Raw genomic sequence first — 20,750 nt, forward strand, 5'->3', positions numbered from 1 at the left:
GAATAAAACAATGACGTCTTTAATATTAGCGAGTATCGGAGTATTCCTTGGAGTGATCCTCCTGCTTGTCATTATACTGCTCGTTGCGAAAGGGTATCTGACCCCTTCGGGCGAGGTTACGATTACGATGAATGGAGAACAGGAATTGAAGACTAACCCCGGCGGCACATTGCTGGGTACGCTGTCTGCCAACGGTGTTTTCCTCTCATCAGCATGTGGTGGTAAAGGTTCTTGCGGACAGTGCCGTTGCCAGGTTCTTGAAGGAGGTGGTGAAATACTTCCTACGGAAACCGGCTTCTTCTCCCGTAAACAACAGGCCGATCACTGGCGTCTGGGTTGCCAGGTGAAAGTGAAACAGGATATGTCGATCAAGATCGACGAATCGATCTTGGGTGTGAAAGAGTGGGAGTGCGAGGTTATCTCCAACAAGAACGTTGCAACGTTTATCAAAGAGTTCATCGTGGCCCTTCCGAAAGGCGAACACATGGACTTTATACCGGGTTCGTATGCTCAGATCAAGATTCCTGCATTCTCAATGGATTACGATAAGGATATCGACAAGGGCCTTATCGGTGACGAATATCTGCCTGCATGGGAGAAATTCGGCTTGATGGGCTTGAAATGCCGTAATGATGAACCGACTATCCGTGCTTATTCTATGGCCAACTATCCGGCTGAGGGAGATCGTATCATGTTGACTGTACGTATTGCTACGCCTCCTTTCAAACCGAAAGATCAGGGCCCTGGATTTATGGATGTAATGCCGGGTATCGCTTCTTCTTATATCTTTACGCTGAAACCGGGTGATAAGGTAACGATGAGTGGCCCTTATGGAGATTTCCATCCTATTCTCGATTCTAAGAACGAGATGATGTGGATCGGTGGTGGCGCCGGTATGGCTCCGTTACGTGCACAAATCATGCACTTGACAAAGACACTGCACATCACAGATCGTACCATGAACTACTTCTACGGTGCACGTGCGCTGAACGAAGTGTTCTATCTGGAAGACTTCCTGCAAATAGAAAAAGATTTCCCGAACTTCAAGTTCCATCTGGCACTCGACCGTCCGGATCCTGCAGCAGATGCAGCAGGCGTTAGCTATACGGCAGGTTTCGTTCATCAAGTAATCTATGAGACTTATTTGAAGAACCATGAAGCACCGGAAGATATCGAATACTACATGTGTGGTCCTGGTCCGATGTCTAAAGCAGTCGAAAATATGCTCGACAGCCTGGGTGTTCCTGCTAAGAACCTGATGTTCGATAATTTCGGAGGATAAGGGATTCAAACAGGTTCTAAGATCAGATAAATCTTAATAAATCATAGAAAGCAGTCTTTTCATCACAAAAAAGGCTGCTTTTTTATTGTCCGTATCTCACGTAAGTTTATTTATTCTTATCTTTACACAAAATCATATAACAATGGAAATAACACCTACTTATATAAAAGATGTACTGGCTGCTTTAGCTATCGAACAGTTGAATCCCATGCAGGAAGCATCCATTGATGCGTGGAAAGAGGGAAAAGATCAGATATTACTTTCACCCACCGGTTCCGGAAAGACATTGGCCTACCTGTTACCGCTTATCGGCTCTTTAAAACCGGAACAGAAAGGAGTACAGGCCGTAGTGCTGGTTCCATCCCGCGAACTGGCTTTACAGACCGATCAGGTTTTCAAAGCCATGAATACCGGATTCAAATCTGTGAGCTGTTATGGCGGACGCCCTGCCATGGAGGAACACCGTACGATAAAAGGAGTACAACCGGCTGTCATCATTGCTACTCCCGGACGTATGAACGATCATCTCTCAAAGCAGAATTTCGATGCTGCTACCGTTCGTATGCTGGTAATCGATGAATTTGACAAATCTCTTGAACTTGGTTTTCAAGAGGAAATGGCTGCCATTATAGGCCAGCTTCCCAATCTGCAACGGCGCTTTCTGCTTTCGGCCACGGATGCCGAGGAGATCCCCCGGTTCACCGGAATGGAACATACCGTGAGATTGGATTTCCTGCAAGACACTTCTGCCGGAAAAGAATCCCGGTTAACACTGATGAAGGTCATTTCCCCCTCGAAAGACAAGATTGATACTTTGTATAAATTGTTATGCACATTGGGAAACAGCTCTTGCATTGTTTTCTGTAACCACCGCGATGCAGTAGACCGTGTACACAAATTACTGGCGGATAAGAAACTGTATTCCGAACGCTTTCATGGAGGTATGGAACAGCCGGACCGGGAGCGGGCTTTGTACAAATTCCGTAATGGCAGTTGTCATGTACTGATTTCGACCGACCTTGCCGCCCGTGGTCTGGATATTCCGGAAATAGAGCATATCATCCATTACCATTTTCCCGTAAATGAAGAAGCTTTCACACACCGTAACGGACGTACCGCACGTTGGGATGCTACCGGCAGCTCCTATCTCATAGTAAGTACCGAAGAAAACCTGCCGGAGTATATACCCGAAGAGCTTGAAGTGCTGGCATTGCCCGAAAATGCGCCGAAGCCACCAAAGCCGCTTTGGGTAACATTATATATAGGTAAAGGGAAAAAAGACAAACTCAGCCGGATGGATATCGCCGGATTTCTCTATAAAAAAGGAAACTTATCCCGTGAGGATGTCGGACAAATCGATGTAAAAGACCATTATGCCTTTGTCGCCGTCCGTCGTGGAAAAGTGAAACAGCTGTTGACTCTAATCCGTGGAGAAAAGATAAAAGGAATGAAAACTGTGATAGAAGAAGCAGATTGACAGGCCTCTCCCCAGCCCTCTCCGGAGGAGAGGGAGCTAAGTTAGTTTTGCAACTAATTAATAACCGAGAGTATCTTATACCCCCTCTCCCCCGGAGAGGGTTGGGGAGAGGCCGCCCCCCCTTAAAACTAACAAACATCTGATTTCCCTTCTATTTTCTTTTAATCTTTAAGTAAAAATAATCCAATACTATTACTTTGTTTATAATGTCTGTTCTTGATATCTATACATAACAAAATGGTGTATATATCCTGCATAAACCAATAAAAAGATAGATAAATCGGTGAACTGGCTGTATTTTTATAAGGAAAGATTTGTTTTACGGAAATAATTCCGTAATTTCGCAATGTCTAAAGACACAAAGTAACGAAATTGTTAAATCAAAAACAAACTTCAAATGAAAAAGCATAATTTCAATGCAGGACCTTCTATTCTTCCGCGTGAGGTGATCGAAGCTACAGCGAAAGCTATTTTAGATTTCAATGGCTCCGGACTCTCATTGATGGAAATCAGTCACCGTGCTAAAGACTTCCAACCTGTGGTTGACGAAGCGGTAGCACTATTTAAGGAATTACTAAACATCCCCGAGGGATATTCGGTACTGTTCCTGGGTGGTGGTGCCAGTATGGAGTTCTGCATGGTGCCTTTCAACTTCCTCGAGAAAAAGGCTGCTTATCTGAACACTGGCGTATGGGCCAAGAAAGCAATGAAAGAAGCGAAAGCCTTTGGTGAGGTTGTAGAGGTTGCCTCTTCTGCTGAAGCCACATATACTTATATTCCGAAAGATTATACTGTTCCGGCTGATGCTGATTATTTCCACATTACTACTAACAATACGATTTACGGTACAGAATTGAAAGCAGACTTGGATTCTCCGGTTCCGATGGTTGCCGATATGTCTTCCGATATTTTCTCACGTCCTATCGATGTATCCAAATATATCTGTATTTATGGTGGTGCTCAAAAGAATCTGGCTCCGGCAGGTGTAACATTTGTCATTGTTAAGAATGATGCATTAGGTAAAGTATCCCGTTATATTCCTACGATGCTGAATTATCAGACACATGTAGATAACGGTTCCATGTTCAATACTCCTCCTGTTGTTCCTATTTATGCAGCGTTACAGACATTACGTTGGGTGAAAGCTCAAGGTGGCGTAAAAGAGATGGAGCGCCGTGCCACTGAAAAAGCCGACATGCTGTATGCAGAAATCGATCGTAACAAAATGTTCGTAGGTACTGCTGCAAAAGAAGATCGTTCACGTATGAACATCTGCTTCGTAATGGCTCCCGAATATAAAGATCTGGAAGCTGACTTTATGAAGTTTGCAACAGAAAGAGGGATGGTAGGAATCAAAGGACACCGTTCAGTAGGTGGCTTCCGTGCATCATGCTATAATGCCATGCCGAAAGAAAGTGTGCAGGCATTGATTGACTGTATGCAGGAATTTGAGAAACTTCATTAATATTCTCATTACCAATATTCACAGAGTTTCACAGAGCGACTGTTAAAACAGAAAGAACTCCGTGAGACTCTGTGTCATTTTAAAGTAAAACGTTTTATATTATATATACAAATATACAAAGAATTATGAAAGTACTTATTGCTACTGATAAACCGTTTGCCAAAGTAGCTGTAGACGGTATTCGTAAAGAGATCGAGGCAGCCGGATACGAGCTTGCCCTACTTGAGAAATATACAGAAAAAGCACAATTGCTGGATGCAGTGAAAGATGCTAATGCCATCATCATTCGTAGTGATATTATCGATGCCGAAGTGCTGGATGCTGCTAAAGAACTGAAGATTGTAGTACGCGCCGGTGCCGGTTATGACAATGTAGATTTGGCTGCTGCCACTGCACACGGTGTATGTGTAATGAATACTCCGGGACAGAACTCCAATGCGGTAGCCGAACTTGTTTTCGGTCTGTTGGTATATGCTGTCCGCAATTTCTATAATGGAACATCCGGAACCGAATTGATGGGGAAAAAATTAGGTATTCACGCTTATGGAAATGTAGGCCGTAATGTAGCCCGTGTAGCTAAAGGCTTCGGAATGGATATTTATGCTTACGATGCATTCTGCCCGAAAGAAGTTATTGAGAAAGACGGTGTGAAAGCTGTTGATTCTGCCGAAGAACTTTATAAAACGTGTAATGTGGTATCTTTGCATATTCCTGCTACTGCTGAAACAAAGAACTCCATCAACTATGCTTTGTTGAAAGATATGCCGAAGGGTGCCATTCTCGTGAATACAGCCCGTAAGGAAGTCATCAACGAAGACGAACTCATCCAATTAATGCAGGACCGTCCTGATTTTAAATATATCACCGATATCATGCCTGCCGCTAACGCTAAGTTTGCAGAACTTTTTGTCGGACGTTATTTCTCTACTCCGAAAAAAATGGGTGCACAGACCGCCGAAGCTAATATTAATGCCGGTATTGCTGCTGCCAAGCAAATTGTCGGTTTCTTAAAAGACGGTTGTGAGAAATTCCGTGTCAATAAATAATAAGAGATTTATGAATTATGATTTATGAATTATGAGGGAAAACCAAACGTATGACAAGGCATTATCGTATGCTGTCCGTATAGTTAACTTATATAAGTATCTGGTGGATGAGAAAAAAGAGTATGTCATGAGTAAACAACTCTTGCGTAGCGGAACGTCTATTGGAGCTAATATCAGTGAAACGATCTCGGCAGAATCCTCGGCAGACTTTGTCCATAAATTGTCAATTGCTCAAAAGGAAGCTAACGAGACGATTTACTGGTTAGCTCTATTGGAAAAGACCGGATATTTATCTGGTATACAACATGGATCCATGTCATCTGATTGCACAGAGATAAGAAAATATTGGTTTCCAGCATATTGACTTCAAAGCAAAGATGTTTCCCCATCAATCATAAATCATAATTCATCAATCATAAATCTAATAATTATGGCTGTTATTAAACCGTTTAAAGGGATTCGTCCCCCACAGGAGTTGGTCGAACAAGTTGCCTCGCGCCCTTATGATGTATTAAATTCGGAAGAAGCACGGGAAGAGGCAAAAGGAAACGAGAAATCACTTTACCATATCATAAAACCGGAAATCGATTTTCCGGTAGGTACTGACGAACACGATGCGTGCGTTTACGAAAAGGCTGCCGAGAATTTTAAATTATTTCAGGATAAGGGTTGGCTGGTACAAGATGACAAAGAGAATTACTACATCTATGCCCAAACGATGAATGGTAAAACACAGTATGGTTTGGTGGTAGGTGCCTACGTTCCTGATTATATGAATGGCATCATTAAAAAGCATGAGTTGACCCGTCGTGATAAAGAGGAAGACCGTATGAAGCATGTTCGCGTAAATAATGCCAACATAGAACCGGTGTTCTTTGCCTATCCTGATAATGCTGTTCTGGATGCAATAATCAAGAAATATACTTCTCAAAAGCCTGCATATGATTTTATAGCTCCCGGTGATGGTTTCGGACATACTTTCTGGATTGTGGACCAAGCAGGAGATATTGCTTCTATTACAGCAGAATTTGCCAAAATGCCGGCACTTTATATCGCCGATGGTCATCATCGTTCTGCCGCTGCTGCACTGGTAGGTGCTGAGAAGGCAAAACAGAATCCGAACCATCATGGTGACGAAGAGTATAATTACTTCATGGCTGTGTGTTTCCCTGCCAATCAATTGACTATCATTGATTATAACCGTGTAGTGAAAGACCTTAACGGGCTGACTCCCACACAGTTCCTTGAAGCTCTCGAAAAGAATTTTATCGTCGAAGAAAAAGGAGCGGATATTTATAAACCGAATGCATTGCATAATTTTGCTCTTTATCTGGAGGGCAAATGGTATAGCCTTACAGCAAAAGCCGGAACATATGACGACAATGACCCGATAGGTGTATTGGATGTCACTATCTCGTCCAACTTGATATTGGATGAAATCTTAGGTATCAAAGATTTGCGTTCCGACAAACGTATTGATTTTGTCGGAGGTATCCGTGGCTTGGGCGAATTAAGCAAACGTGTAGATAGCGGTGAAATGAAAGTAGCCCTTGCTCTTTATCCTGTTTCAATGAAACAGCTTATGGATATTGCTGATACAGGCAACATCATGCCGCCAAAGACTACTTGGTTTGAACCGAAACTTCGATCGGGACTGGTGATTCATAAATTAGACTGATTCCGTACGTTGTAAATGATAAAAGATTAGGCGGTACAGCATGTTGATACATGGATTGTACTGCCTATTTTTAGTTTTTAATTCTCGGTTTTTAATTTTATAAGTATCTTTGCACACATGGAAGATACATATAAGACTATTACCGAACCATCCGAAGGTATCTATACCGAGAAACGTAGCAAGTTCATTGCTATCGCCCTGCCTGTGCGCACTCATGAAGAAATAAAAGCGCATCTTGAAGTTTATCAGAAAAAGTATTACGATGCACGTCACGTTTGTTATGCCTATATGTTGGGTCATGAACGCAAAGATTTTCGTGCAAATGATAATGGAGAACCTTCCGGTACAGCCGGCAAACCGATTTTAGGGCAAATTAATTCTAACGAATTGACAGATATACTAATTATAGTAGTACGCTATTTTGGTGGAATTAAATTAGGGACAAGTGGTCTTATCGTTGCCTATAAGGCTGCTGCTGCCGAAGCCATCGCCTCCGCCACGATTGTTGAAAAAACGGTAGATGACGAGGTTACTGTATTATTCGAGTATCCGTTCATGAATGACATTATGCGTATTGTGAAAGAAGAAGAACCGGAAATAATACAACAATCCTATGACATGGATTGTAGCATGACACTCCGCATCCGTCGATCGATGATGCCCTGTCTGATGGCACGGTTGGAAAAGGTAGAAACAGCACGTATTATTGACGATAAGGAGGAATAAACAAGTTTTTTATTTATACTATTGGTTTACTTACTCAATGTGCGTTTCTTCAAAATAGATATCCGGAATGAACGCACATTGAGTTTCTGTATACAAAATGTGAGACTCTTTTATTCATCTCCCTTTTCGAAGTTTATTTTGCGGTGTGTACCGTCACAGAACGGCTTGTTTTTTGAATGACCGCAGCGGCATAAGGCATTTGTTCCTGTTAGAATATTTTCTTTTCCGTCTTTGGTGATTATTTTAAATTCACCTTTAATAATATACGGCCCTGCGGGTACTTCTGTAATGCTAATCAGATTTTCAATTTTATCCATAACTTTGTCATTTAAGTAATTAAGTATGTATATATAACATTCCGGATTGGAAATAGTTTTTCCTATTCTTCATTTGTTTTTATCAGTTTTCCTTATCTTTGCACCGAATGACGTACAATGTGAAAATGAAAGTTTTCTTTATATATATCGGTTTGTTTTTGTTGGGAAGCACTTTCTCTTCTGTTAAGGCACAGTCTGTTAAAGCACAGAAAGTGGCTCTTAACGACATACCTCTACCTTGGTATTCACAGAAAATTAGCGGATGTCCCTATGCACATTGTTCGCTGGCCTCTTCTTTGATGGTGTATGACTATTTTAAAGGGATGACTTCAGACAGTTGCCGTTCGGCAAGTGAAGCCGAAGCAAAATTGGTGGAATATCAGAAAAACTATTTTTTAAAGAAACGTGCTCCTTTCAAGCGACGGACATCAGTGGGACAGGGAGGATATTACTCTTTTGAAATAGATTCCCTGACGCGTTATTATGAGCATATGGTGAGCGCAGAACATTTTATGAATAAGGATTATCGGATATTGAAGTCTTATATCGATCGGGGAATTCCCGTTCTGATAAATGTTCGTCATCGTGGCTCTACCCGTGGGTTGTTGCAACCGGGTAGTCACCGCCATTGGATGGTGCTTCGTGGTATAAATGATACTCATGTGTGGATCAATGATCCCGGACGTTCGGCCACGATGCGTAATAAAGGAGAAAATCAGTGTTTTCCAATAAAAAAAGAACGAGGTAATCCTGCCTGGTTTGATGGATGCTGGACGGGAAGATATATCGTGATAACTCCCCGTATCCCATTGACCATGGCCCGGATCGGTAAATTACCTCCTGTGGAGGAAGCAATAGCGATAAAACCTCCGTTTATTCCTTGGAAAGAACTTCCGGAAATAATTGATCTGTAAATCTGTAAAATAAACAAATAAAAATATATGGCATTTGAAGCAACAAAAAGAGAATGGAGCGAACTTTATGCTTTTTTCCGCTTGCTGGCGGACGGGCAAGTCGCATTGGGCACGCCGCAAGTGAAAGCAGATGAAGAGAGGTGTTGGCCCATCGCTATGATACAAAGGGAAGAGCATGACGGAACGCGCCGTTATTATATAGAAAAAGAAGATATTCATATTGTAGGCGAAAACATAGATAAACGGATCGCTCGTGAAGATTTTGATATAGTATCCGGATTAATTCTCACCGCCATGAAATCCTCATCCGAGGATGATGTAACCTCTCCGGAAGGAGTGGAAGAGTTTCTGGACGAAGCTGCAATTTTCGATCTGGAGGCAAAAACGGACGATCGTACAGACTTCTCGGTCGCATTCTGGCACCCGGAGGCACCGCTCACAGGGTTGAATGTCCGTTCACGTCTTAGTGCAATGAATCCGTTATTGGACGGTGGGCGAAGCGCCAATCTTAAATTGGAGCAGACCGGTGTGAAATTTGCTGTACCTACAGTGAATAAAATTAATGCTTTGCCCGAGTCGCCTACGGAAGTGGCGGAACGCATGATGATGATAGAGCGTCTGGGCGGGATATTGAAATATTCGGATGTGGCCGATCGTGTATTTCGCTGTAACCTTTCGATGATTGATCTGCATTTTCCTCGTGTATTGGCTGAAATGGTACGTATAATGCATCTTGATGGTATTACTCGTATCAGTGAGCTGACAGAGGAAATAAAAGCAATCAATCCTCTAAAGATAAAGGATGAACTGATCAATAAACATGGGTTTTATGAATTTAAAATGAAGCAATTCCTGCTTGCACTGGCATTGGGTATGCGTCCGGCAAAAATATACAACGGGACAGATTCGGCCGTAGAAGGCATCTTATTGGTGGATGGAAGCGGGCAGGTGCTTTGTTATCACAAATCGGAGAAAAAAGTATTTGAAGATTTTCTGTATTTGAATACCCGTTTGGAGAAAGGTTCTTTGGACAAAGATAAGTATGGCTTCCTGGAACGTGAGAACGGGGTTTATTACTTTAAGTTGAATGTGAAAATCGGATTAGTGAAAAGATAAATAATGTACCAATATAACACAATGTGCCAATTACCATGCGGTATCCTTGATTGGAACAAGGCATATTGGCAATGCATTTAAATAAGATTCATCATGAAAACAAATGAAGTTTTAGAGACTATCAAAACGCGGCGTAGCGTGCGTGCTTATACTGCACAAGCACCGGAGACAGATGACCTGGTGACTATACTTGAAGCTGCCAAGTATGCTCCTAACGGTATGCATCTGGAAAGTTGGCATTTTACAGCTATCCAAAACGCTGAAAAGTTGGAAGAACTGAATTCACGCATTAAAGGCGCGTTTGCAAAGAGTGATGACAAGCACTTACAGGAACGTGGACACAATAAAGCGTATTGTTGCTATTATCATGCGCCGGTATTGGTGATCGTTTCCAACAAACCTACCCAATGGTGGGCGGGCATGGACTGTGCATGTGCCATTGAAAATATGTTTTTGGCGGCTCATTCGTTAGGTATCGGGTCATGTTGGATCAATCAGTTGGGAACAACCTGCAATGATCCTGAAGTTCGTGAATTTATAACTTCTCTCGGTGTACCGGCCGATCATCAGGTTTATGGCTGTGTGGCATTGGGTTATGCTGATCCTAAAGCACCGCTGAAAGAAAAGGTAGTAAAGGAGGGAACTGTGACAATTGTAGAATAATACCCGCTATTACCTGCTCGAATGATCAAAGGAGTGCTATTCTCCGATTGTTTTTTATGCTGATCCTTGTGAAGTCATAAAACAAAATCTCCCGGATAGAAAGAACTATTTTCATATCCGGGAGATTTTATTTTGCACCTATTACTTTTAGTTTATTCGAAAGTACCATACCGGGTAGGCAATAACTTCCGGTCTCCCAAAGTATTGTCTACACGTGCCACATTTATCCAGAATTTGTTTTCCCGTACGCTTTCTATCGGGTAAGCCGCTTTTTCACGGGTATAGCAGTGTTCCCAATTATCGCCTACCACTTCGTATTCGGGATGTGGGGCATTCACTAATACATTGTCGTCTTTGTCTGCTTCACCGTTTTTCACTTCCTGTATTTCCTTCCAGATAGTCTGCATTACTGTAATGAAATTATCCAGTTCCCACAGGCTTTCACTCTCGGTAGGTTCAATCATCAGCGTACCGTGAACAGGGAAAGAGAGGGTAGGAGCATGATAACCGTAATCCATGAGACGCTTGGCTATATCATTCTCACTGATGCCCGTTTCTTCGTGTATTTTGCGGCATTCCAATATCATTTCATGGCCTACAAATCCGTTAGCTCCTCTGTATACAATACCATAAGTGTCTTTCAGACAAGCTGCTAAATAGTTTGCATTAAGAATAGCTGCTTTTGTAGCCATCGTCAAACCTTCCGTGCTCATCATACAAATGTATCCGTAAGTAATCGGCAATATTCCCGCACTTCCGTAAGGAGCAGAGGATACTTCGTTCATCGGATCACCAAACAATCCATGTCCCGGCAAAAAAGGAACCAGATGTTCGGCTACGCATATCGGGCCTACACCCGGACCTCCGCCGCCATGAGGAGAAGCAAACGTCTTATGCAGATTCAAATGACAAACATCGGCACCGATAAAGCCCGGATTGGTCAATCCTACCTGAGCATTCATATTAGCACCATCCATATATACCTGTGCGCCACATGCATGAATGATGTTACAGATTTCTACAATCTCTGTTTCAAAGATACCGTGCGTGGAAGGGTAGGTGATCATCAGTGCAGCCAGATCCTCCTTGTTTTCTTCAGCTTTGGCGCGAAGATCCTCCATGTCTACATTCCCTTGCCCGTCGCAGGCACAGGTGACGGTCACGAATCCTGCCTGAATAGCCGATGCCGGATTTGTGCCGTGAGCTGATGCGGGGATCAGTATCTTGTTGCGGTGTCCCTGCCCGATACTTTCGAGATAGCTGCGGATAACCCGGAGCCCTGTATATTCTCCTGCCGCACCGGAATTCGGCTGGAGGCTGACACCGGCAAATCCGGTTATGGTTTTCAATTCTTCACTAAGGTTTTCTATTAACATGCGATATCCCTCAGCCTGATCCTCAGGAACCAACGGATGCATGCACATAAACTCCGGACGGCTTAGCGGTAGCATCTCGGCAGCCGCGTTAAGCTTCATTGTACACGACCCTAATGGGATCATTGAATGTGCCAATGAAATATCCTTGCGATCCAGCCGCTTTATATAACGCATCATCTCTGTTTCGGTGTGATATTTGTTGAATACCTCATGAGTCAGAAATGCGCTTTGCCGTTTCAGCTCTTTCGGAAAGGCGGCAGATTCCGGTATCACAGTCATCTTCTGATAATCTTTTTCTGCTGCAATGGCAAAAATAGACAACAATATGCCGGCAGCAGCCGTATCAGTGGTTTCATCAATGCTGAAGCCAACGTCACCATTATCGAAATAACGCAGATTCACCTCTTTGCTGAGAGCAATGGTACGTATCTGCTGAGCAGAAACATTATCAGGCAGGATAAAACGGAGAGTATCGAAATAATACTTGTTCACCTGCTTATATCCTAACTTATTTATCTCTTTTTCCAGAAAAGCACTAATATTATGGATGCGTGAAGCGATTCCGGTAATGCCCTCTTGTCCGTGATAGACTGCATAGAATCCTGCCATGGTAGCCAGTAATGCTTGGGCGGTACATATGTTTGAAGTCGCTTTTTCGCGTTTAATATGCTGCTCACGGGTTTGAAGAGCCATGCGATAACATAACTTTCCATATTTATCTTTTGACCATCCTATGATACGTCCCGGCATATTGCGCTTATACTCGTCACGGGTAGCAAAATAAGCAGCCGAAGGCCCGCCATAGAATAAAGGCGTTCCAAATCGCTGGGTAGTGCCGAATACGATATCCGCTCCCCATTCACCGGGAGGAACTATCATTGCAAGGCTTAACAAATCGGCGGCTACAGCTACTTTGCAACCGGCTTCATGTGCTTTCTCCGTGAATATCCGATAATCCTCAATACTTCCGTCGGCATTGGGATATTGAACGATACAGGCAAATACTTCCGGAGCAGGTGTAAATTCAGCGTATTTTCCCATACGCAATTCGATACCTTGAGGGATGGCACGTGTGGTCATTACAGCCAATGTCTGTGGGAAAATGTTTTCATCAACAAACACGACGTTAGCTCCTGCTTTCTGTTTATCGCGCGGACGGAGAGCATACATCATCGTCACGGCTTCTGCTGCTGCCGTAGCTTCGTCCAACAGGGAACAATTGGCCAATGGCATGGCGGTAAGGTCACAAACGGCTGTCTGAAAGTTCATAAGGGCTTCAAGACGCCCTTGTGAAACTTCGGTTTGATAAGGAGTGTAAGAAGTATACCACACCGGGTTCTCAAACACGTTTCTTTGAATAACGGCAGGGGTAATGGTATTGTACCATCCCATTCCGATGTATGATGTAAACAGTTTGTTTTTGCTTGCCAGTTGGGCTATGTGGTTGCTGAACTCATATTCCGTCATGGCAGGCGGTAATGCCAACGGTTCCTTCAGGCGGATATTGGCGGGTATTGTTTTATCTATCAGTTCATCAAGAGTGGCTACACCAATCTTGCGAAGCATCACTTGTATGTCTTCCTCACTGATGCCTATATGACGGCTGGCAAATGAATCGGTTTTCATATTAATTAGTTTTTAAGTAGTCCAAATGCATTTATAATCATCCGGTGCGCTCCCTTGACAGGCAGAGAAAGCACTTAGCGGAAGAAAGGATTTTCCGCTTTCTCCATTCCAATAGTGGTAGGGGCACCATGTCCCGGATAGACCACTGTTTCATTGGGAAGCGTGAACAGGCGGCTGCAAATATGCTCTATCAGCTCATCGAAATTCCCTCCGGTCAAATCGGCCCGGCCGATACTTCCTTGAAACAGGACATCGCCCGAAAACATGCAATGATCCGCCTTGCAATAATATACCAGGCTACCCGGTGAATGTCCGGGCACATGAATCGCTTCCAGCGAGGTGTTGCCAAACGTAATGGTGTCTCCGTCGTAGAGGTATTTTCCCAACGGGACAGGAGGTTCCTGTAACTGGAATCCGAACATGCGGCTCTGCTTGGGCGCTTCTTCTATCCAATACTCATCTGCCTGATTGGCTTCGGCAGAAAGACCGAACTCCTTTAGCATAAACGGATTTCCAAAAATATGATCCAGATGCAGGTGTGTGTTTAGTAAATGTTTTACAGTCAGTCCGTTGGCAATGATAAAGTTTTTCAATGCCTGTTTTTCTTCATCATAAAAACATCCCGGATCAATCACTACCGCTTCTTTTGTTTCATCCCACAGCACGTAGCAGTTTACGGGAAACATATTAAATTCAAATCTTTTTATTTTCATGGCTTTTTGATATTACGCATCTTTTTATACGGTTACATATACCACTTTTTTAGTTTGGAAGAATTCCTCTTCAAAATCCTCACTCAAGCTGTGTAGAGTCGTCTTATTCTTGAAAGGCATTGCTTCATGCTCGAGCTCTCCACCTTTGAGACAGATTAAACCATTGGGCAATGCATTTTGTTGCCGGGGAGAGATGTTTTTCTTGATGATTTTAATCAGATCGCCCAATGGCATGACAGCACGGCTTACTACGAAATCGAACAACTGCTTTTCTTCTTCGGCGCGCGCATGGCGGAAAGTGACATTTTTTAGTCCGATAGCGTTGGCTACTTCAGTGGCTACACGCACCTTCTTGCCGATACTGTCTACAAGATGGAATTTTACTTCCGGAAAAAGTATGGCTAACGGGATACCCGGAAAACCTCCTCCCGTACCCAAATCCATGATACTGGTTCCGGGACGGAAATTGATTATTTTGGCAATACCGAGCGAATGTAACACATGATGTTCGTACAGATTCTCGATGTCTTTGCGGGAAATGACGTTTATCTTGGCATTCCAATCGATGTATAAGTCGTATAGGGCAGCGAATTGCCTGCGCTGTTCTTCCGTGAGATCGGGAAAATATTTGAGTATGATTTCCACTTCTTAAAAATATATGAGTTATAGGTTATGATTTTAATTTTTCAATTCTCCGACAACCGGGTTACTGCCTAACATATGTTCCAACATCTGAAACGGTATGGATACTGTAACCGGTCCCATTGCATACGGAGTAATATCATATACATTATAATAGAATGTAACACCGTCTTTGTCGAGATAGAAATTCTCTGTCGGCGCGATTTCTCCTGTCGAACCATATCCCATATCCTCCAGTTCAGCACGTGTCTTGGCTTCATTGTCCGCCATAAGCTGGTTCCAGATAAGGTCGGTAAGGGGCTCTTGGTATTCTCCCACAAAAACATCGTCCAAACGTAAGGGACGCATCAGCCCGAGATCCATGTTGAGAAATGTGGTCATATAGATCCCGTGTGCCCCTCCGGTATATTCATTATAATCTATGCGGTATACAAGCAGATTTTTTTCATACAACTGTACATGGCTTTCTATACCTTTATAATAAGAGTACCATGCACCTATAGACGATTCATCTTTTTTATCCTTTTCATCTTCCAGATACATCGGTTCCAAGTCACGACGATATTCCCGAATATAGGCTTCCGTATACTGTTTCACTACTTCTTTCGGGTTTTCTCCTATGTATTTTTCACCGAAGCAGGCAGATATAAAATATTTATTCAGGGTATCTTTCAGCAATTCATCCGATGCTTTGACCGGATAGGTAAAATCGATCACGAGATTGCAGGCCGGCCTGGCTGTATCACTAAAGAGATGCGCAGTTTCATTCACTTGTATGCTATCGAACTCTAACGAACCGGTATTCTTGTTCATCTTGTCACCACAAGAAAATAAAAAGCCACTTACAGCTACCATTATTGCAAGTAGGCTGACATATTGTTTTTTCATAAGGGTTTCTTCTTTAAATTCAACATTTGTATCGTTATTCCCTATCGACAAATATAGAACATATTAACGAATACAACGAATAAAAAAGAAAAAAATAACGCCCTCTGAAAGTAAAATCTCTCATTCACAGCAGAGAGATGATGGAACTTGCGGAGGGCGTTGGAAAGTTCATAACAATGGTTTGAATAAAGAATATATAGATTCGATTATCACAATTCCGAGAAAGCACTTTCGAGCCATGCCAAACGTTTACTCAACCATTGCTTCAGATACTGCACTTCATTATTATAAGATCCCCAAACCGCATAGTTAGGCCACGTCTGTTCGTATAGCGTATTCCATTTCGCATTGTTTTCAATAACAGAAAACTTCAAATAAGTTGCATTTTCGTTAATATTAGTCAGCATATCATTTTCTTTGGATTTGAAGTATGCAAACCGTTCTTTTACCAATGCCACAAAAGAAGGATCTTCGAACATTCGGGAAAACCAAGTTACTTTCTTCTTTATCCAAAACCCTTCGTAGCTTTGATTGTCATTATAGTTAACATTGCCTAATGCAATATCATAATCCCATAATGGTCCCATTTTTAGCTTTCCTCCCGGAGTAATGTTTAAATAACAACTACTGAAGAAACATGCATCATTATTCTTCGTTATTTCATTAATCAAATACCAATCGACAAAGCTCACTTTATCAAAGTAATTGGCATACCCTTCAGTTTCATCTAAAAAATTACTTCCCAATAATGCTTCTTCCGCTTTATTTACATAATCAGATATCCATTTATGACGCTCTCCATTTTTTTCTATATCGGGATCTTTGACACAAAACGTCAAATTCTTCGTTTTGAATGATATGTCTTCCGGGCCGATCCTGTCAGGTTGATCTATTTCCATTAAGTATCCATCGTCTGTAATGTTGACTCTCGAATCTGCTATTTTTATTTTCTCACACAATTGGTAAGTACCACAATATACTTCATTCATGAATAATTCTACAAAGTGAGTCCTTGGTGTCCATTCCAAATTACTGATTCTTCCCATAAAGAAACTTGCTTCATTTCGCAGATTGGTTTTATCCGTGTAATTGGCCAATAACACCCATGATTTATCTTTTGGTTCACCCAACAGCGAAGTCTTTTTATCAAATTTCAACGCATATGGTTTCTTAGGCAGCGACCAGGTAGAATTTCCTCTTCCTTTAATTGTTACATCGCTTTCGAATATTTCTCCCGAGCGGGTATAGATATCCTCTACAATTCGTAGATGTGCGTTGACATATTCTTCTTTGGAAGTAATTTCTGTATCATTTTCCGTATTGATATACATCACAGGCAATCCCGTGAAAGCATATACTAAAACTTTGTATTCTTTCGTTTTTCCTTCAGTGTTTTCTATTGTGATGTTCAAAGGCGAAGAAAAGTTAAGTCCTTCCATGTTTTCCGGTACTTTTACCCATGTCTTTTCATTGTCCAATTTTATGGTAGGAATTAATTGTTTGTGAGGTAACACATATGGAACATGTGCGGAGATAGTTCCGTCTTTATTAATTGTTGCAACAATATCAGAAATTAATAACTGAGGATTTTTATCCGCTTCGAAAACAAATGACGTGATACAGGGCTCACTACTTACAGATGCCTTTTGGGTGATTAAAATAGTCTGTATAATTTCTGACCCCGGTATGGTAAAGATTATTTTGGAAGTTCTTTCTTGGGATAGAGGATTTGGGTCGCATATAAAACTTTTTATATTAAACTGTTCCGATCTTGTATTTACAGAATGCAACCATTCTTTTTTTTCAATATCAATGCTTGGTTCCATGCTGGATTGCAGAATGATATCGACAATCCCGCCTGTACTTTCTACTGTATATTCCTTCTTAGGTATATTGATTATAATATCCGGATCGTCCTCGTTTTGACATGAAAATAAAATTCCAATAAAAAGAAATAGATGATGTAATTTTTTCATAAGTATTATTTTAATAGTTCTTGATTGACAATGTGAGAATATAAATTTACGATGTTTGTTTGCAAAGCTACAAAAACTATTAATATTAGAAAATAATAATGAAACATATTATTACCAAAAGAGAATAATGCAATTTATATGGGTATGTACCGTGTTTCTGTAAACATAGTTGGTGTTATATGATTATAGAGAATATGACCAACCTGCCTTTATCGTATTTCACCGATCAAGTAATTTAGAGAATACTGTAAAAAAGGTCAGGACTATGCTACAATTTTTCATACTGTTATGGTAGTTTTGTAAAATAAGAAAAGAGTAGTAGTATTAATGGTATAACAGAATTGAAAATATGATGAAGTACAACGAATATCCCATAAAGAAGCTCGAAGATACTATTCTTCTTAGTTATAACGGCCCATTTAAAAAGCATCATAACTATACAGATGAAGCATGTCTACTTGAGTTGCGCAAGGATATCCTCAACCACTATGCCTTGCGATGCCAAGCAGAATTGTTACCAACAATCGTTGAATTCAATGATACCCTAAGAAGTGCTTTGCAAGAGATGTATGAACGTGCTCACTACATTTGGAATGACATAAAAGACAGAAATGATTACGATGAATTTGTTAGATTGACTGCAGAATGCTATTTGAGTGATGACTATCCCCAATCACATCCCGTGCAGGGTGAAGACCGCCAAAGGTTGTGGGAAGCTATTTGTGATTCCGGATGGAATTCATTATATAAATCCGGAGTGACTCAAGCTTTGGTTTTACCATTTGATTTGGAGGAGTCTTTTGAATCTTTCATCGGTATGAATTGTACACCACCCAACTGGAATGAAGGACTTGATCGTGAACTAACAAAGGACTTGCAGCTAATCAATGCATTTCATAATCTCTTTGATCATACAAACTTTGCCCTTACCGATTTTATTTATGTCAGGAAATTTAATACTGAAATTAAAATAGAAATTAATAAATAGAAGCAATGTTACTGCCGGAAAAATAATCGGCAAACAGTCAAAGAAAAAATAAATCAAAGGAGAAGACAATACTTATAAATGCAATGCTTCTCCTCTTATTTTATACGAATCGGATTAATATTGTTTTTCAACGTTGTATTACTATAATATTACTGCATAATATCCGTAACATAACTACATAATGGCTACCACGTTACGGCATAGTGCTTTGTTATAATATCACAAATAGAGACTATATCTGTTTACCATTCCCTTAACCAAAATTCATTGAATATGTCGCTTTCGGAATCTTTCCCCCGATCATTAGGAAACAAGTCCAGTATAGGAAAGCAAATAAATCCATTTTCGCTACAATCGTGCCGTAACTGTTCGGAAGGAGATTCATGACAGGTTATTAATACATAATGTAGACAAAAATTTCCGTCTTTATAGGCTTCATCAAATATTTGGCGATAACGTTTCAATTGATCATCGTGAGTTGGGGTGTATATTTTGTTTTCTATCAAAATAGCATGCCATTCTGGTTTTCCATTAATACTCAGTTCAATGTTAGTATGCAAATCAATATGCTCCCATTGTTTCCAAGTTTCAACGCTGCAAACTTCAATGTTATCATACTCTTTTATGTCTAACAGGCGAAATAAAATTTCCCGGCAATAATTGTATAAGATTGTTTTCTCATTAGCATACGCAGAAGACGCGCGTCGCAAAGTCCATGAAAGAATAAAATCCAGCATTGTTTCTTTCTGGCAATCTCCGTAAGAAGAGTCTTTCATTAATAAAGATACATTCATGTTTGTTTATATTTAGAACCTGCCTATTCTTACGGGGTTAGGCTTTCCGGCTGCTAATATAAAAGAAAAAGATGCAGCATTTTCCTTTTCCTCCTTCCCTTTAAAAGCAAAGGAAATAATTTAATGTGCTAAAATATCACATAAGCTATAAAATTATTATTTTATTTCTCATTTTTTTCAAATCCGGAAGCCACAACGGTTACTTTAACCGCATTCTCTGATATGTTGTTCGAACCACGTTCAAATCCGAAAGTTGTCTCCACGAAAGACATCGTTTCTATGAAATGTTTTATCGTATCCATATCTTTTAACAAAGAAACATTTTCCTCCTTGCCATAAGTGAAGTTGAGTAATAAACGCTTTGCTTCCGATATATCAAGACCATCGCACAGGGGCAATTTTAATGCATCTTGAATGGCATTTTCTATCCGTTTTCTCCCTTTACCTATCCCTGAACTTACAAAGCCTAATCCTCCTCCTTTCAAAGCCCAGTTTATATCTGCAAAATCCATAGCAACCATGTTGTTTCTTGTGATGATATTCATTATATCACCTATGATTGTCAATACGTGTTGGTTAATTATGTTCTGAATATTAAAATCGGCTCCTAAAGAAGATACGATAGATTTGCCATGAATTATTTGTAGAGAATCGGTATACTGCATTACGTTTTTTATGGATTTATTCTGTTCTAAGATTTTCCCGTCTGTGGTATCATACGAAGGAGGAATAATTAAAATTCCGACTGTTGTAACATTAAGTTCCTTTGCAACACGTGCTATAACCGGAATCGTCTCCATTCCAATTACTTCATCCATATATGCTATGATGAATAAGATTTTTGAAAATTGTATCTCCATAAAAATATCCTCATACTTGTCCAAAGCAATAACATTTGCATCGTATGTGGCAAACGAAATATTTTCCAGTCTTACCTGCCGTATGAAACGCACGATGCCACAACCACCGCTTCCGATACCTATGACTTTGATTAAGTTCTCCTGAACCGAAGAATTTATCGGAGAAGAAAAAGCATTGCTATCCATTAGCCTCTGTTTTGAAT

The 20,750-nt window shown here is 41.0% G+C and carries 19 protein-coding genes; 11 read left to right on the plus strand and 8 right to left on the minus strand.

The features are described from left to right. Positions 1-10: 10 nt before the first annotated feature. From nqrF to RB604_RS14540, 7 genes are all read left to right on the plus strand, one after another. Entirely contained in the window at positions 11-1,282 is a 1,272-nt protein-coding gene (gene nqrF / locus RB604_RS14510; RefSeq protein WP_005932169.1) for an NADH:ubiquinone reductase (Na(+)-transporting) subunit F, read from the plus strand. A 142-nt stretch (positions 1,283-1,424) separates the two neighbouring features. Further along, on the plus strand, positions 1,425-2,759 hold the full coding sequence (locus RB604_RS14515) for a DEAD/DEAH box helicase (RefSeq protein ID WP_007480842.1): 1,335 nt from the start codon (positions 1,425-1,427) through the stop codon (positions 2,757-2,759). Between the two features lie 397 nt (positions 2,760-3,156). Beyond that, complete coding sequence (serC, locus tag RB604_RS14520) at positions 3,157-4,224, plus strand: 3-phosphoserine/phosphohydroxythreonine transaminase (protein WP_005932163.1); 1,068 nt, start codon at positions 3,157-3,159, stop codon at positions 4,222-4,224. 125 nt (positions 4,225-4,349) lie between these two features. Continuing rightward, the gene (locus RB604_RS14525) at positions 4,350-5,270 is read left to right on the plus strand and encodes an NAD(P)-dependent oxidoreductase (RefSeq protein WP_055294676.1); all 921 of its coding nucleotides are present in this window, start codon (positions 4,350-4,352) and stop codon (positions 5,268-5,270) included. A 31-nt stretch (positions 5,271-5,301) separates the two neighbouring features. Further along, entirely contained in the window at positions 5,302-5,634 is a 333-nt protein-coding gene (locus RB604_RS14530; RefSeq protein ID WP_005932158.1) for a four helix bundle protein, read from the plus strand. Positions 5,635-5,700: 66 nt separating this feature from the next. Further along, the gene (locus tag RB604_RS14535; RefSeq protein ID WP_055294678.1) at positions 5,701-6,948 is read left to right on the plus strand and encodes a DUF1015 domain-containing protein; all 1,248 of its coding nucleotides are present in this window, start codon (positions 5,701-5,703) and stop codon (positions 6,946-6,948) included. 117 nt (positions 6,949-7,065) lie between these two features. Next, the gene (locus RB604_RS14540) at positions 7,066-7,674 is read left to right on the plus strand and encodes an IMPACT family protein (RefSeq protein ID WP_055294681.1); all 609 of its coding nucleotides are present in this window, start codon (positions 7,066-7,068) and stop codon (positions 7,672-7,674) included. A 110-nt stretch (positions 7,675-7,784) separates the two neighbouring features. Here RB604_RS14540 and RB604_RS14545 read toward each other — a convergent pair whose 3' ends face one another. After that, positions 7,785-7,991, minus strand: a complete 207-nt coding sequence (locus RB604_RS14545; RefSeq protein WP_005932150.1) for a CDGSH iron-sulfur domain-containing protein — start codon at positions 7,989-7,991, stop codon at positions 7,785-7,787. A gap of 125 nt (positions 7,992-8,116) precedes the next feature. On the opposite strand from RB604_RS14545, the gene RB604_RS14550 reads away from it, so the two are divergent. From RB604_RS14550 to RB604_RS14560, 3 genes are all read left to right on the plus strand, one after another. Further along, the gene (locus RB604_RS14550) at positions 8,117-8,905 is read left to right on the plus strand and encodes a C39 family peptidase (protein WP_055294757.1); all 789 of its coding nucleotides are present in this window, start codon (positions 8,117-8,119) and stop codon (positions 8,903-8,905) included. 27 nt (positions 8,906-8,932) lie between these two features. Further along, positions 8,933-10,021 carry an HpaII family restriction endonuclease gene (locus tag RB604_RS14555; protein ID WP_007480847.1) on the plus strand — a complete coding sequence of 363 codons (1,089 nt, stop codon included), beginning with the start codon at positions 8,933-8,935 and terminating at the stop codon, positions 10,019-10,021. Between the two features lie 93 nt (positions 10,022-10,114). Continuing rightward, positions 10,115-10,684 (plus strand): nitroreductase family protein, encoded by a 570-nt coding sequence (locus tag RB604_RS14560; protein ID WP_007480848.1) that lies wholly within the window; start codon positions 10,115-10,117, stop codon positions 10,682-10,684. A 152-nt stretch (positions 10,685-10,836) separates the two neighbouring features. Here RB604_RS14560 and gcvP read toward each other — a convergent pair whose 3' ends face one another. The 5 genes from gcvP to RB604_RS14585 all read right to left on the minus strand — a co-directional run bounded on the left by gcvP (position 10,837) and on the right by RB604_RS14585 (position 17,905). Then, on the minus strand, positions 10,837-13,686 hold the full coding sequence (gcvP, locus tag RB604_RS14565) for an aminomethyl-transferring glycine dehydrogenase (RefSeq protein ID WP_055294684.1): 2,850 nt from the start codon (positions 13,684-13,686) through the stop codon (positions 10,837-10,839). A 74-nt stretch (positions 13,687-13,760) separates the two neighbouring features. Then, positions 13,761-14,399, minus strand: a complete 639-nt coding sequence (locus tag RB604_RS14570; RefSeq protein ID WP_025819030.1) for an MBL fold metallo-hydrolase — start codon at positions 14,397-14,399, stop codon at positions 13,761-13,763. A 24-nt stretch (positions 14,400-14,423) separates the two neighbouring features. Further along, a complete protein-coding gene (gene rsmG, locus RB604_RS14575) occupies positions 14,424-15,044 on the minus strand; it encodes a 16S rRNA (guanine(527)-N(7))-methyltransferase RsmG (protein WP_007480852.1) in 621 nt (206 codons plus the stop codon). Positions 15,045-15,077: 33 nt separating this feature from the next. Continuing rightward, positions 15,078-15,929 carry a DUF3298 and DUF4163 domain-containing protein gene (locus tag RB604_RS14580; RefSeq protein ID WP_007480853.1) on the minus strand — a complete coding sequence of 284 codons (852 nt, stop codon included), beginning with the start codon at positions 15,927-15,929 and terminating at the stop codon, positions 15,078-15,080. A gap of 209 nt (positions 15,930-16,138) precedes the next feature. Then, a complete protein-coding gene (locus tag RB604_RS14585) occupies positions 16,139-17,905 on the minus strand; it encodes a CotH kinase family protein (RefSeq protein WP_055294686.1) in 1,767 nt (588 codons plus the stop codon). 349 nt (positions 17,906-18,254) lie between these two features. Between RB604_RS14585 and RB604_RS14590 the strand changes: the two genes are divergently transcribed. Then, positions 18,255-18,893: a hypothetical protein gene (locus tag RB604_RS14590; RefSeq protein WP_007480856.1), complete on the plus strand. Its 639-nt coding sequence runs from the start codon at positions 18,255-18,257 to the stop codon at positions 18,891-18,893. A gap of 242 nt (positions 18,894-19,135) precedes the next feature. On the opposite strand, the gene RB604_RS14595 is transcribed toward RB604_RS14590, so the two are convergent. Continuing rightward, a complete protein-coding gene (locus RB604_RS14595; protein ID WP_055294688.1) occupies positions 19,136-19,687 on the minus strand; it encodes a PD-(D/E)XK nuclease family protein in 552 nt (183 codons plus the stop codon). Positions 19,688-19,848: 161 nt separating this feature from the next. After that, entirely contained in the window at positions 19,849-20,733 is an 885-nt protein-coding gene (locus RB604_RS14600; protein ID WP_055294691.1) for an FtsZ/tubulin family protein, read from the minus strand. Positions 20,734-20,750: the final 17 nt, after the last annotated feature.

It is taken from the genome of Bacteroides salyersiae (genome assembly GCF_031172035.1).
Lineage (GTDB): Bacteria > Bacteroidota > Bacteroidia > Bacteroidales > Bacteroidaceae > Bacteroides > Bacteroides salyersiae.